13 protein-coding genes are annotated in these 12,495 nt (G+C 44.5%); 6 read left to right on the plus strand and 7 right to left on the minus strand.

The window, feature by feature from the left end; translation table 11 throughout:
• Window positions 1–125 precede the first annotated feature (125 nt).
• Window positions 126–2,042 (minus strand): M48 family metalloprotease, encoded by a 1,917-nt coding sequence (locus tag F6K52_RS22025; protein ID WP_293082651.1) that lies wholly within the window; start codon window positions 2,040–2,042, stop codon window positions 126–128.
• Between the two features lie 213 nt (window positions 2,043–2,255).
• Here F6K52_RS22025 and F6K52_RS22030 point away from each other — a divergent pair, with 213 nt between their 5' ends.
• The 3 genes from F6K52_RS22030 to F6K52_RS22040 are packed head-to-tail and all read left to right on the plus strand — an operon-like array spanning window position 2,256 to window position 4,236.
• Window positions 2,256–3,188 (plus strand): NAD(+) kinase, encoded by a 933-nt coding sequence (locus F6K52_RS22030; RefSeq protein WP_293082654.1) that lies wholly within the window; start codon window positions 2,256–2,258, stop codon window positions 3,186–3,188.
• Window positions 3,189–3,199: 11 nt separating this feature from the next.
• Window positions 3,200–3,337, plus strand: coding sequence for a hypothetical protein (locus tag F6K52_RS22035; protein WP_293082656.1), 138 nt, complete (start codon window positions 3,200–3,202; stop codon window positions 3,335–3,337).
• Between the two features lie 41 nt (window positions 3,338–3,378).
• On the plus strand, window positions 3,379–4,236 hold the full coding sequence (locus F6K52_RS22040; protein ID WP_293082659.1) for a DUF4231 domain-containing protein: 858 nt from the start codon (window positions 3,379–3,381) through the stop codon (window positions 4,234–4,236).
• A 20-nt stretch (window positions 4,237–4,256) separates the two neighbouring features.
• Here F6K52_RS22040 and F6K52_RS22045 read toward each other — a convergent pair whose 3' ends face one another.
• The 3 genes from F6K52_RS22045 to F6K52_RS22055 all read right to left on the minus strand — a co-directional run bounded on the left by F6K52_RS22045 (window position 4,257) and on the right by F6K52_RS22055 (window position 5,936).
• On the minus strand, window positions 4,257–5,330 hold the full coding sequence (locus F6K52_RS22045) for an ABC transporter ATP-binding protein (RefSeq protein WP_293082661.1): 1,074 nt from the start codon (window positions 5,328–5,330) through the stop codon (window positions 4,257–4,259).
• A gap of 23 nt (window positions 5,331–5,353) precedes the next feature.
• Window positions 5,354–5,527, minus strand: a complete 174-nt coding sequence (locus F6K52_RS22050) for a hypothetical protein (RefSeq protein WP_293082664.1) — start codon at window positions 5,525–5,527, stop codon at window positions 5,354–5,356.
• 139 nt (window positions 5,528–5,666) lie between these two features.
• The gene (locus F6K52_RS22055) at window positions 5,667–5,936 is read right to left on the minus strand and encodes an Asr1405/Asl0597 family protein (protein ID WP_293082667.1); all 270 of its coding nucleotides are present in this window, start codon (window positions 5,934–5,936) and stop codon (window positions 5,667–5,669) included.
• 580 nt (window positions 5,937–6,516) lie between these two features.
• On the opposite strand from F6K52_RS22055, the gene F6K52_RS22060 reads away from it, so the two are divergent.
• Window positions 6,517–6,684 carry a hypothetical protein gene (locus F6K52_RS22060; RefSeq protein ID WP_293082669.1) on the plus strand — a complete coding sequence of 56 codons (168 nt, stop codon included), beginning with the start codon at window positions 6,517–6,519 and terminating at the stop codon, window positions 6,682–6,684.
• A 59-nt stretch (window positions 6,685–6,743) separates the two neighbouring features.
• Here F6K52_RS22060 and F6K52_RS22065 read toward each other — a convergent pair whose 3' ends face one another.
• Complete coding sequence (locus F6K52_RS22065) at window positions 6,744–6,920, minus strand: hypothetical protein (RefSeq protein WP_293082672.1); 177 nt, start codon at window positions 6,918–6,920, stop codon at window positions 6,744–6,746.
• Window positions 6,921–7,041: 121 nt separating this feature from the next.
• Here F6K52_RS22065 and F6K52_RS22070 point away from each other — a divergent pair, with 121 nt between their 5' ends.
• Window positions 7,042–11,145 (plus strand): HEAT repeat domain-containing protein, encoded by a 4,104-nt coding sequence (locus tag F6K52_RS22070; RefSeq protein ID WP_293082675.1) that lies wholly within the window; start codon window positions 7,042–7,044, stop codon window positions 11,143–11,145.
• 32 nt (window positions 11,146–11,177) lie between these two features.
• Here F6K52_RS22070 and F6K52_RS22075 read toward each other — a convergent pair whose 3' ends face one another.
• Window positions 11,178–11,354 carry a hypothetical protein gene (locus tag F6K52_RS22075; protein WP_293082679.1) on the minus strand — a complete coding sequence of 59 codons (177 nt, stop codon included), beginning with the start codon at window positions 11,352–11,354 and terminating at the stop codon, window positions 11,178–11,180.
• A 132-nt stretch (window positions 11,355–11,486) separates the two neighbouring features.
• Between F6K52_RS22075 and F6K52_RS22080 the strand changes: the two genes are divergently transcribed.
• On the plus strand, window positions 11,487–11,609 hold the full coding sequence (locus tag F6K52_RS22080; RefSeq protein ID WP_293082681.1) for a hypothetical protein: 123 nt from the start codon (window positions 11,487–11,489) through the stop codon (window positions 11,607–11,609).
• Here F6K52_RS22080 and F6K52_RS22085 read toward each other — a convergent pair.
• A complete protein-coding gene (locus F6K52_RS22085) occupies window positions 11,595–12,305 on the minus strand; it encodes a CatA-like O-acetyltransferase (protein ID WP_293082685.1) in 711 nt (236 codons plus the stop codon). The genes F6K52_RS22080 and F6K52_RS22085 overlap by 15 nt on opposite strands.
• Window positions 12,306–12,495 lie beyond the last annotated feature (190 nt).

The following is a 12,495-nucleotide window of genomic DNA, read 5'->3' on the forward strand; positions in this document are numbered from 1 at the left end:
ACCCCCGAGATCTCCCCTCTTTCCCTACCCGCCGCTCTTCCGATCTTCCCCATCTCCCCATCTCCCCATCTCCCCATCTCCCCATCTCCCTGCTCCCTGTTCCCTGTTCCCTGTTCCCTGTTCCCTTAATTAGTAATTAACGTTTGATTCACAACACTCTGATAAATTGGGGAGATTGCTGTTTTTCGCAGTGCTTTTTTCAAGGATTTATTCGTACTATTTAAAATAGTGATCCAGGTCTGACCAGGACATTCTAATTCATCTGCTAGACGGTCAATCAGTTGTTGGTCTTTAGTAGAGCTATTCGACTCCAAAAAATTACGCTGACGGCTGACACCGAGGATGTAATAAGGATTGTCTGGGAATATTAGCACTATTTTGCGCACTAAATAAGCTTCTTTAATTTCAGGGTAACCAGCAAGTTTTTGTTGTAAGGCAGCTTCTACCTCAGCCGATAGTCCGTGGGGTTGAAAGCGATCGCCGTTACTGAAACCAGAGCGCTCTTCCTGTGCCAGGGTCAGTAATTCATGATGTTTGGCAGCTTTTTGACGATATTGGTCTGCTTCTGCGTCACGTCCTTGGCGTCTTAGAAACCCATAAATTGATTGAGTGCCACTCAAGACACTATCTGGGTCTAGTGCCATCGCCTGCTCCAGGTAATGGATACCAGCTTCATTCTCTTGTGCGATTAAGATTTGCCCTAGTAAATAATTAGCGGATACATGGTCAGCTTGCCTGGTCAGTACTGATTCTAATAACGGGATTGCCTCTTGGGTGCCGACTAAATCTAATGTCCAACGAGCACGATTCCAGGCTTCTTTAACACTTAGCGGAGACTGGGCAGCTTTTGCGTTTAAAGTTTCCAAGGATTGGCGTATCGCCTGAGCCTGGGTATACTTTTCTCGCCATTGGTAATTGATAGTAATGTGCCATTGACGCTCCAACTCTTGAGTCAGAGGTAGTAACGCTTTACCTAAAAACTCCTCAGCGGCTGTTACCTTGACCAGTATCGGTAAGCTAGGGGGTGGGTTGAAGGGATATTTCAAGGCTTTTAAACGTTCCAACAGACAAGGATGGGTATCGGCATGATGGGTTTGAGACATCAACGCTGACCTAATCCACTGTTGTTGCTGATTGGGTTCAATGGGACTCGACAATGCCTTAGCTAAATCCTGGAAAGGGGTTTGTGGAGGATTGGGTTGATGCTGGGCTTTGTGATAAATGTCATTCCAGAAAGATTGTTCCAAGTACTGAGCTTTGACCTGAACACTCAGCAGCGCTTCCGCAACGTGCTGACTACCTGCTAACTCGGCAGCACAGCGGTCAGCTTCGTATTCATTAGCACGGGCAAGTACGAAAGAATAGGCATTGAAAAAAGGGGAATACCAATTAAAAAAGCCATGAAACAGTACTGTTGCTCCAGCATGTTGACTTTTTTCCAATTGTTGCCAAATCTGCTCCCAGGTTTGACGCAGTCGATAAATCCAGGCTGCAAAGGAACTGTGCTTGCCGGATAAATGTCCCAATTCATGGGCAAGGACCGCTCGAAATTGTCTAGGAGAAAGGGCTTGGAGTAAAGGTAGTCCTAAAATTAAGTAGTTTTCTTGCCATCCCAGTAAGCCCAGACGAGGAATCTGGACTACTGCTGCATTAAATTCGCTGGTCAGGATGACATGGTGAAAGGAAGGAGCTTTTAGAGCTTTGGTCAACTCATCAATCAAGGCAAACAGTTTTGGGACTTGCTGGCGCTGTAGTTTTAATCCCTGGGGTGGTGGAAAACTCACCCATAGCGATCGCATAATCATCCAGGCTGGCACCAGCAGAACAATGATCAGTTGAACCATGCCACGATTGATCCGACCACTGTAGTAAATTAACAGTACTACTAGTCCGAGAACTCCTAACAATCCTGCCAAGACCAGAAAAATGTAGGCATAACCCAGTGCAGCTAAAAGTCCTACACGCAGCTTATAATTATTGGGATATTGTTGGGCATAATCTTCGAGTTTCTTGATTAAGGTATCAAATTCTTCGTTTGTCATGGGTTAATCTCCTATTGACTAAGCCTGTTTGACCCAGTCTCTAGTTTTAGTTAGCCCAAGTTGGTAGTCTTCTTGATCAAGAAAAGGCCTTTTTGACAATTAAATTTATTTAACAATTGAATTATTTACCCAATTTCCCCGCAAAGATCAGGTAATGCTGAAGCCAACACTCTAGAATAACAGTGAACACTAGGGGTAAGCCAGAAGATTAACGTGCAGCTAAAGCAAGTCATTATTATTCACAAAGCTGGAGACTACCAAGGAAAACGTTGCGCAGAAAAATGCGCTCGGGAGTTGGAAGCACGCCAGTGCAAGGTTTTGATTGGACCAAGTGGCGCGAAAGATAATCCCTACCCAGTCTTTTTAGCTTCTGCTACCGAAGCCATTGATTTGGCAGTGGTTCTCGGGGGGGATGGGACAGTATTGGCAGCCGCAAGACATCTGGCTCCGGAAGGAATACCCATTTTGGCAGTAAATGTTGGAGGTCATCTGGGATTTTTGACCGAACCTATTGAAGAATTTAAAGACACTGAGCAAGTATGGAACCGACTATTAGAAGACCGCTATGCAGTTCAGCGGCGGATGATGTTAGAGGGGGCTGTGTTTGGGGGAAACCGCACTGACATTACACCAGTTAGCGGACGCTTTTTCGCACTAAATGAAATGTGTGTCAAACCTGCCTCTGCCGATCGGATGATTACCTCAATTTTGGAAATGGAAATTGATGGAGAAATAGTCGATCAATACCAAGGGGATGGACTAATTGTTGGCACTCCCACTGGTTCCACTGGCTATACTGTTTCCGCTAATGGTCCAATTTTGCACGATTCCCTCGAAGCGATCGCAGTCGCACCGATTTGTCCGATGAGCCTTTCGAGTCGTCCTTTCGTGCTCCCCTCTGGCTCTGTTGTCAGTATCTGGCCCTTGGGGGATTATGAGCTAAACACTAAACTCTGGATGGATGGTGTGCTCGCAACTTCTATTTGGCCTGGACAACGGGTGGATGTACGTAGAGCAGATTGTCAGGCCAAGTTCATTATCTTACGGGAACAGTATTCCTATTACCAGACCTTAAGGAATAAGCTTCAGTGGGCTGGTACTAGAGTCACCTACAGTAACAACCACCGCAATGGAGCACCTGGTTAGTTAATGGGGAGATGGGGAGATGGGGAAATGGGGAGATGGGGAGATGGGGAGATGGGGAGATGGGGAGATGGGGAAGTGTGGGGAGGGTAAACGGTGGGATTTCTGAGTACTCTACCAATCAGCAATGCCCACTTGCTAGAATTGACTAGAGACAATTCTGTCCATTAACTTTATTAAGAATTAGATAAAAATGACGAATTTGGAAGCAATGCAAGTTGACGGAATTCCAGAGAATAAAATTACTAAGACAATAGAGCAAATCTCTTCTTCATCAATTTCAAAACCTTCAGTTTTAATAAGCATAGGTTCTTATTTATTCCTGGCTGCTGCGGTTGGGGTCGGAATTGCCTCTATTTTTATCTCACACCCTCAAATATTGCTAATCGTTAGCGCTGCTTGTTTTGCTGTTTTTATATTTCTGTTTCTAATTAATAAACAATTGTGGCAAAACTATAAAGAAGCTAATCATGAGTTTCAACTGATCAAAAAATCTAAACTGTGTAGTGGGCTCTGGTGCGGTAATAATTCCATAGAGAATAACCCGATAACTCTAGCAATAGAAAAAGCTCTAAACTATAGCCAGGAGTTGATTGACGATTATAAAAAGACCCGCAAGACCTCCCGAAATGCTTACTATGTTGCCCAAATGTTAACCATTATTTTATCGGGAATAACACCAATTTTAGTCTTGCTAGACAAATTAGAAACTGGTTCTGCATTACTAAAGTGGCTCCCGGTAATCTTTCCAGCTGTTGCATCTATTGTTGCTAGTGTCTCTACTTCCTTTCCATTTCAAGAAAATTGGATTGCTGCCAACACTACTGTAGAATTGTTAGAAGCCGAACAGGAAAAATTTGTATTGGGAGTCACTCCAGCTTATCGCTTTTCTGAGTCATCCGATGGTGCGCGACGTCAACAACAATCACAAAAGGCCATAGAACATTATATTGTTCAGGTGAATAAGATTCATCTCAAGCAAGTCCAATCCTCTAATGGCAATGACTCAGGGTCTAATGACAATCAGTCAGGAGAGAAAAATGGTGAATGAAGAATTCTAAATTCTACATTCTAAAAAATCGGTACTGATGGGTCAGCTACAGACACTCGCACCCGCTTTCCTACGGGTAGTTGAGTGCTAAGGTTGGTGCGAGCGTGGAGTTTGGTGCCGGAAGCGGTTTGTAAACAGTAGCGGTATTCACGACCTAGGAAATGTCGGTCTTGAATCACTACGGAGGAGTTATCATCAGGCTTGAGAAGAACATTTTCTTCCCGAAGCATCAGCTCCCCTTGCTCCAGCTGATCCAGTTTAGGATTGATTATGGAGTCATTGACTCTGATGGCAAACGAGCCTACTTCTGTTTCCCATAGGTCTCCTCTGCGTTGGGCTGGTAAAAAGTTGGCTTGGGTGACGAATTCTGCGACAAAGCGAGAGCTGGGATTGGTATAGATTTCTTCTGGTGTGCCCAATTGCTCTAATCGACCAGAACGCATGACTCCTACTTGGTCGGAAATCGATAAGGCTTCTTCTTGGTCATGGGTCACAAAAATAGCAGAGGTTCCGGTTTCTTTGAGAATAGCTCGCACTTCCTGACGCAACCGCAGACGCACTTGGACATCCAGATTGCTCAGGGGTTCATCCAATAGAATTAATTTAGGTTGCGGGGCTAAGGCACGGGCTAGGGCTACTCGCTGCTGCTGACCACCTGAGAGTTCGTGGGGATAACGTTTGCCCATGCCAGCTAATCCCACTAATGCGATCGCATCTTCCGTATTAGTCTTGACAGACACACCACTCTTCTGTTTACGATTCTGCTTAAGCCCAAACGCCACATTCTCTGCCACGGTCAGATGAGGAAATAGAGCATAGTCTTGAAAGACCATACCAGTATTGCGCTGTTCTGGTGGTAACCAATACCCTGGCCCAGTCACTTTCCGTCCTGCCAATACCACTAGTCCCGCTTGGGGTCGCTCAAACCCAGCTACAATCCGCAGTAAAGTCGTTTTGCCACAGCCAGATGGCCCCACTAATCCCAGTAAATCCCCTTCATGGAGGGTAAACGACACATTCCCCACTGCTGGCTCAGTGGTTTGATCAAAGTGTTTAGTAATCCCTTCTAAATGTAGAATTGCTGGTTTTGTCATGAATGGATAGTAACGGTATTCTTTTAAGGTTTAAGGTTAGCAGGTTGAAGGTTTGTTGGTTGAAGGTTGGGAGGTTGAAGGTTGAGGGTTGGTAGGTTGAAGGTTGAATGTTGAATGTTGGCAGGTTTAAGGTTGAAGGTTGAAGGTTTAAGGTTGGGTGGTTTAAGGTTGTTCGCGTAGCGTGGCCGAATGGCCAAGGTTAGTTTGTTGAGTAGACCTGGGAGTATCAGTATTGTCTTAATGGAGTCGCTGATCGAGGAAACCACACCCCACACCCCACACCCCACACCCTACACCCTACACCCCACACCCTACACCCTACACCCTACACACTCCCTAAAGTCTCTCCTTGCGCCTTTTGCTAGGAAGCCGCCAGCAATCATCGAGCCAGGATATTAACTCCTGGCGCGGAAGGGTTAGCTGTCTGAGGATACTCCAAATTTGAATCAAAGCCATGACATTATCGATTTCAGCTCTCAAGGGCTGGTCAGTCTTACAGTGACAGGGAATCTCTAGCTCTTGCAAGCGCCGATAGACTTGCCATCGCTCTCCCCACTTGATCTCAATCACCTGACTGGCCTCTGATTCAGATATAGATGGATCCATAATCAATAATGAAATAATTTTTTATTAAAAGCTGGAACCCAGCTGCCTCGGTTAAGGGAAGATTTAAGCAGCTAAGACTTAGTTATTGCTAATGCTCCTAGACTAGTTTAGTCGATTTAGGTTTCAAATGCAAAGCTTTCTCAACTAATTTACAAAAAAAATATTATTAGGACTTACGAAGTTTACTGGGTTTTGCCCCCCTGCCCCCCAATTTTGGGGGGGGTAATGATGTCAAAGTCCCCCAGAATTGGGGGATTTAGGGGGCAATTGCCTAAGTCTTGATTATTTCAACAGTTACTAGTCAGACAATAGCCCTCAAAGACCTAGAGATGGCGTGATCAGGAGATGGAAAGATCTAGGGCAAGTAATGAAAACACTTATAAGGAATTTTGTCAACTATAATTGCAACTACAATCACAACTATAGGGGTTCTCAATTGGGTGAGAATAGCAGTAGAGCGGGCATCCTGCCCGCCTGGAAATTGACACTGGCAAGATGCCAGTTCCACCAAGCCCATTCCACTGGGTGAGCATAGCAGTAGAGCGGGCATCCTGCCCGCCTGGAAATTGACACTGGCAAGATGCCAGTTCCACCAAGCCCATTCCACAGCAAGTCAGCAGATGTAGATGTAGGGTGGGCAGTGCAGCAGACCAATCAGTACAGCTCCGGTACCCATCCCAAAGCACTGCCCACCAACTGCCCGCCCCAACAGATATTGACACTGGCAAGATGCCAGTTCTACGCCTGATGCCCATTCCACAGCAAGTCAGCAGATGTAGATGTAGGGTGGGCAGTGCAGCAGACCAATCAGTACAGCTCCCGTACCCCTAGCAAAGCACTGCCCACCAACTGCCCGCCCCAACATAATATTGAAACTGGCAAGATGCCAGTTCCACCAAGCCCATTCCACTGGCTGAGCATAGCAGTAGAGCGGGCATCCTGCCCGCCTGGAAATTGACACTGGCAAGATGCCAGTTCTACCAAGATGCCAGTTCTACAACGGGCAAGATGCCCATTCCACCAAAATGCCCATCCCAAAACACTGCCCAGCTAGAATAAATCACAAGGGTGCCATATAATTTAAACTTCATACAAGATCCTTAAGATGGTCAATTGGGATCCCTATCTAGCATCAATCCGTGACAGCTACGCCCAATGGTGGCAAGTTTATACCCTGACCGATGTCGAAGGCCGCAAGCCCAAGCAGCAGCAACCAACCCCTGTGCTGTTTGATTTTGGCCTAATGGTGCAAACCATCAAGTCGGAGCAGCCACAACGAGACGAAAATCGGGAACAAGACGAAAATCGGGAAAAAACTGAACGCTTGCCTGTCCTAGACGGATTGCGCAAGTATGCTGAGGATCATGTTTTACTAGTGGGACGTCCGGGTTCAGGTAAATCCACCGCCTTAGTGCGATTGTTGGGGGATAAAGGAATACCAGGAAAAATTCCGGTGCTGGTAGAACTGCGATATTACCAGACATCGGTGCTGGAGTTAGTGCGGAATTTTATCAAACGCCATGATGTACTCCTCGACTCTACCGATATCGAAAGACTATTGTTTGAAGGACAATTCTGGTTACTAATCGATGGGGTGAACGAGCTACCGTCAGAAGACGCACGTGTGGATTTGACTCAGTTTCGGAAGGATTACCAAAAGCGTACTCCCATGATTTTCACCACTAGGGATTTAGGAGTAGGTGGTGACTTGGGGATTGAGAAGAAGTTTGAAATGCAACCCTTGAGTGCAGCCCAAATGTCGGAATTTGTCCGCAAGTATTTGCCTGAAAAGGGGGAGCAGATGCTTGAGCAGTTGGGCGATCGCTTACGGGAGTTTGGCCAAACTCCCCTACTATTGAAGATGCTGTGTGCCTTGTTTCAGGATCACGGAGAGATACCGTCGAATCTGGGGTTAGTGTTTCGCTCATTTACCCAGTTCTATTCTGATAACATCAAGCAAGATATTAAGGTTTCAAGGGAATCAAAACTATTGTGGCCTAAACTGCTACAAGAGTTAGGGTTTGTGATGACAGCAGGGGATAACCCCAAAGAGATTACTGTTGCTATTCCTAAGACAAAAGCAGAAGAAATTTTAACTGACTATCTAGGTAAGAAGCCTGTTGTCAATTCTAATGTTTGCCCCGAGACTTTGGTTGATGACTTACTGAACCATCACTTGCTTCAACAATCAGGAGATTTGATTGAGTTTCGACACCAAATGATCCAAGAATACTATACAGCAGAATATTTATTAAAGCAATTACCAAGTATCAGCGATCAGGAGTTACAACAAAACTATCTTAATTATCTGAAATGGACAGAACCTCTGGTACTGATGCTGCAATTGGTAGATGATCAAGCCCAAGCCCAGCGGGTGGTAAGGTTAGGGTTAGAAGTGGATTGGCAACTGGGAGCCAGGTTAGCAGGAGCAGTAAAACCGGAGTTTCAGGACCAGACTATTGGGTTAGTGGCTGGGTTAAATGTTCCGACCTTACTTAAGCTTAAACTGTTGGGAATAACTGGATCCGATAGAGCTATACCTGAGCTAAGTAAATGCCTGGATCATAACAACTTTGCGGTGCGTTTGAGTGTGGCAGATGCTCTCGAAAAAATTGGGACAGAAGCCACGATAGACCTGTTAAGTAAATGCCTGGATGATGACGACTCAAATGTGCGTAGGAGGGCGACATATGCTCTGGGTAAAATTGGCACAGAAGCCACGATTGCTCCCTTAAGTAAATGCCTAGATGATGACGACTCACTTATACGTAGGAGGGCGGCAGAAGCTCTAATTGAAATGCGGTCACCAGCAACTATCGATGTTTTGATTAAACTCCTTAAATCTCAAGACTATCGTGGAAGTTATCAAGTGACCTATGCTTTAGCTGAAATCGGTGATAAATCAGCTACTACGGCCTTGATAAAACTGTTGGAATATCAAGATCATAATGTGCGGATAAATGCAGCTAATGCTCTGGGAGCAATCGAGTCAGAAACGGCTGTTGATGGTCTCATTAGCTGTCTAGATGATCCAAGCGTTATGGTACGGAGAACTGCAATAAAAGCTTTGAGTAAAATTCAGTCACCAGGAGCTCTTGATGGAGTACTTAAATTTTTGGAAGATGAAGACTATGATGTCTATTCTACTGCAGCAGATGCGGTGATTAAAATTTCGTCACTAGCTCCTAGAGATGGTATGATTAGACTTCTCAATGATGAAGATTCCTATGTCCGCATAAATGCTGGAAAAGCTCTGGTTAACTCCCAATCACCAGAATCCCTAGAATCATCAGTAGTTATTGATCCTCTGATTAAACTATTGAAATATGAAAAGCATCATGTAAGGTATATTGCGAAACCAGCTCTGGTAGAAATTGGTTCATTAGATGTTATTAATGAACTGATTAAACTCCTAGACGATGAAGACGATGATTTACGTATTTGGGCAACAGAGGCTTTGGGAGAAATTGGCTCAGAAGCGGCTAGTGATCGGTTAATTACATGTCTGGAAGATAACAACTACTTAGTGCGTCGTAATGCAGCAGAGGCTTTGGGTGATATTGGAGCAACGTCAGCGATTGATGGGTTAATTAAATGTCTGGAAGATGACTACTCAGATGTGCGTTGGATGGCAGCAGATGCTTTGGGTAAACTTAAGTCAGCAGCGGCGATTGAGGGGTTAATTACATGCTTGGAAGATGAGGAGAATTGGGTGTGTCATAAGGCAGCAGAGTCTTTGGGTAATATTGGAGAAACGTCTGCGATTGATGGATTAATTAAAGTCCTGAAAAATGAAAAATTTTATGCCTATAATGAGGCAGCTAAAGCGTTGGTTAAAATTGGATCAAAAACCGTCACTAATAAGTTGATTAAACTCCTAGATGATGAGGATTTTGATGTGCGGATAATGGCAGGAGAAGTTCTCAGTGAAATTGGAATCAAAACCCCTAGTTATGGGTTAATTAAATGCCTAGAACATGGTGATTATTGGGTAACTAACAAGGGAGCAGAAGCTCTGGGAAAAATCGGCACAGAAGTCACTATTTCTAAACTAATTAATCGCCTCAATAATAAAGAATTTGTACAAACTAATGATGGCATGACTTGTTATGAAACCATCAACGCCCTTAACGCTATTCAAGAGCGCTACCAAATCTACAACCCAACCTATAGTCCCAAAGCCGATCGTCCCAAACCGACTCAAACCATGTACATCCTCCACCTCTCGGACCTCCACATCACCACCGGTGAGGAAGCTACCCTTTGGTCAAACCAACTCGCCCAAGACCTAATCCAAGACCTTCAAATCCCTAACCTTGATGCTCTTATCCTCTCTGGTGATATCGCCAATTATTCCACTCCAGAGGAATACCAGGCTGCACAACAGTTTCTCGACAACCTCCGCCAAGACTTCTCCCTAGACTCGAAGCAAATTGTGCTAGTTCCCGGTAACCATGACCTCAATTGGAAACTAGCAAAGCGGGGTTATCAGTTATTGGATCTCGAAGACTACGATGGTGAACTAAAAGAGGGTCACTACATCAAAGGTGAAGATGTGATTCGAGTCCGAGATGAAGCTAAATACCAACAACGGTTTGCCCACTTCAGCCAATTCTATCAAGCTATCAAAACTGAACCCTATCCCCTCGACTATGACAAGCAAGCCATTATCGACTATTTCCCAGAGCAAAACTTGCTGATCCTAGGACTAAACTCCGCTTGGGAACTGGATCACCACTTCAGAGACCGTGCTAGCATCCACTCCGGTGCTCTCAGCAAAGCCCTGACCGAAATTCGCCGTAACCCAGACTACCGCAACTGCCTGAAACTAGCGGTTTGGCACCATGCCCTGAATAGTGCTGGAAGCGATAGGATTACTGACCAAGGATTCATGGAACAACTCGCCCAAGCTGGATTCCGCTTCTTCCTCCACGGACACATCCACAAAGCCGAAACCAGCCTTTTCCGTTACGACCTTAGTCCAACTGGACGCAAACTCGACCAAATTGGTGCTGGCACCTTTGGGGCACCGACCAAAGAACTCATACCCGGTTATCCCTGGCAATATAATCTACTGAAAGTAAAGGATAATCAGCTCACTGTCTACACTCGCCGTCGGGAAGAACAAAATGGTGCTTGGAAACCTGATTCACGGTGGACTCAGGGTGCGGGAGAAGGTGGTTTGCATTATTATTCTATTGAGTTGTAATCAGATCTTGCACCAAGTTGAAAATTTACCTGTCAAGGTAGGGAACAGGGAACAGGGAACAGGGAACAGTGATAAGATGTGACTCTCTCTTGATGCAGTCGCTCATGGGGGAAACCACGCCAGTTGCTCATGGGGGGAACCCCCAAGACCGCACTGGCTCCCCAAGACCGCGCTGCATCGCTTTCAGTACTTAAATTGATTGTTATCACTGCCGTTATTAAGTTTTTTTGTACTGGTGCAAGATTGCAGTTATAGGGAGTTGGGAGTCGGGAGTCGGGAGTAGTGATTGAGCGCAGTTTTGCTTACTAATCCAATAAGTATATATAGCGGTTTCTATCTTAATGAGGTACACAGTTTTTTTCCCTCTTCTTTCTTACCTGTTCCCTGTTCCCTGTTCCCTGTTCCCTAAAACCAGAAACTCTGTACTCACCCAAGTAAAAACTGCTGTATTAATGTTTACTTAATTCAGCTAGATAATCCTTAACTAACAATTCTATTATAAATGGATCTAAATTGCCATGGTGAAATTTGATAGCTAAAGGCACCGTTAATCTTTGCTGATTTTCGTCGTAGGTTCGCTTCCCAAAGTATAAAAAACTCTGGGTACTTTCACGACCTGTCTGCATAGCAAAACTTAGAAAATCCAAGCCAGGAAGATTACCAACAAATTGACCCAGTTGGTAAGCATAGAACCTCTCATTATTATTGGGCAATATAGGATTAGCGAAAATACTGTCTTTGGTATTTCTGTATAGTTCTGAAAATTCAAGCCATCCTAATTTTGTGGCATTATTAATGACCATCTCTACAAATCGAGCTTCGCCTCCCACTGCTGTCGGACAAAATAATGGTGGGTTATTAATTTGATCCCATTTATCGTTAATAAATCTCCACCAAAAAGAAGGATGTTTTTTAAGGGCTTTAAGTAATTTCCAGATTAAAAAACACGTAAAGGTGGAATAGTCATTTTTAAAATTATCCTTATAATTAGTTTCCCCATCGGTTAAGTCTAATCGTAAGGTAATATCTAAATAAGGATTTATTACCTTTGTTTCGTCAATAAAAAAGTCTAGTGCCCAGCCGACATAACTATTTTTGTATTGTTCAGTATCTAAGGGTATAGCGTCGTATTTGTCTAAATAGTAATTTAAATCGTTCATGATTTAAGTATAGAAATTATCATAGCTATGAGGTACAAAATTTCTGGATTTTAGGGAACAGGGAACAGGGAATCGGGAATCGGGAATCGGGAATCGGGAATCGGGAATCGGGAATCGGGAATCGGGAATCGGGATGCGCTGGATCAAGACAGGGAGTCAACCTCAAATAAGACTGTACTTCATAACTCAG

It is taken from the genome of Moorena sp. SIO3H5 (assembly GCF_010692395.1).
GTDB lineage: Bacteria > Cyanobacteriota > Cyanobacteriia > Cyanobacteriales > Coleofasciculaceae > Moorena.

Coding starts and splice junctions, on each gene's coding strand:
- F6K52_RS22055 (WP_293082667.1), bottom strand. CDS start 5,936: ATGGATCCATCTATATCTGAATCAGAGGCCAGTCAGGTGATTGAGATC.
- F6K52_RS22025 (WP_293082651.1), bottom strand. CDS start 2,042: ATGACAAACGAAGAATTTGATACCTTAATCAAGAAACTCGAAGATTAT.
- F6K52_RS22060 (WP_293082669.1), top strand. CDS start 6,517: ATGCCAGTTCCACCAAGCCCATTCCACAGCAAGTCAGCAGATGTAGAT.
- F6K52_RS22070 (WP_293082675.1), top strand. CDS start 7,042: ATGGTCAATTGGGATCCCTATCTAGCATCAATCCGTGACAGCTACGCC.
- F6K52_RS22040 (WP_293082659.1), top strand. CDS start 3,379: ATGACGAATTTGGAAGCAATGCAAGTTGACGGAATTCCAGAGAATAAA.
- F6K52_RS22045 (WP_293082661.1), bottom strand. CDS start 5,330: ATGACAAAACCAGCAATTCTACATTTAGAAGGGATTACTAAACACTTT.
- F6K52_RS22085 (WP_293082685.1), bottom strand. CDS start 12,305: ATGAACGATTTAAATTACTATTTAGACAAATACGACGCTATACCCTTA.
- F6K52_RS22035 (WP_293082656.1), top strand. CDS start 3,200: ATGGGGAGATGGGGAAATGGGGAGATGGGGAGATGGGGAGATGGGGAG.
- F6K52_RS22080 (WP_293082681.1), top strand. CDS start 11,487: ATGAGGTACACAGTTTTTTTCCCTCTTCTTTCTTACCTGTTCCCTGTT.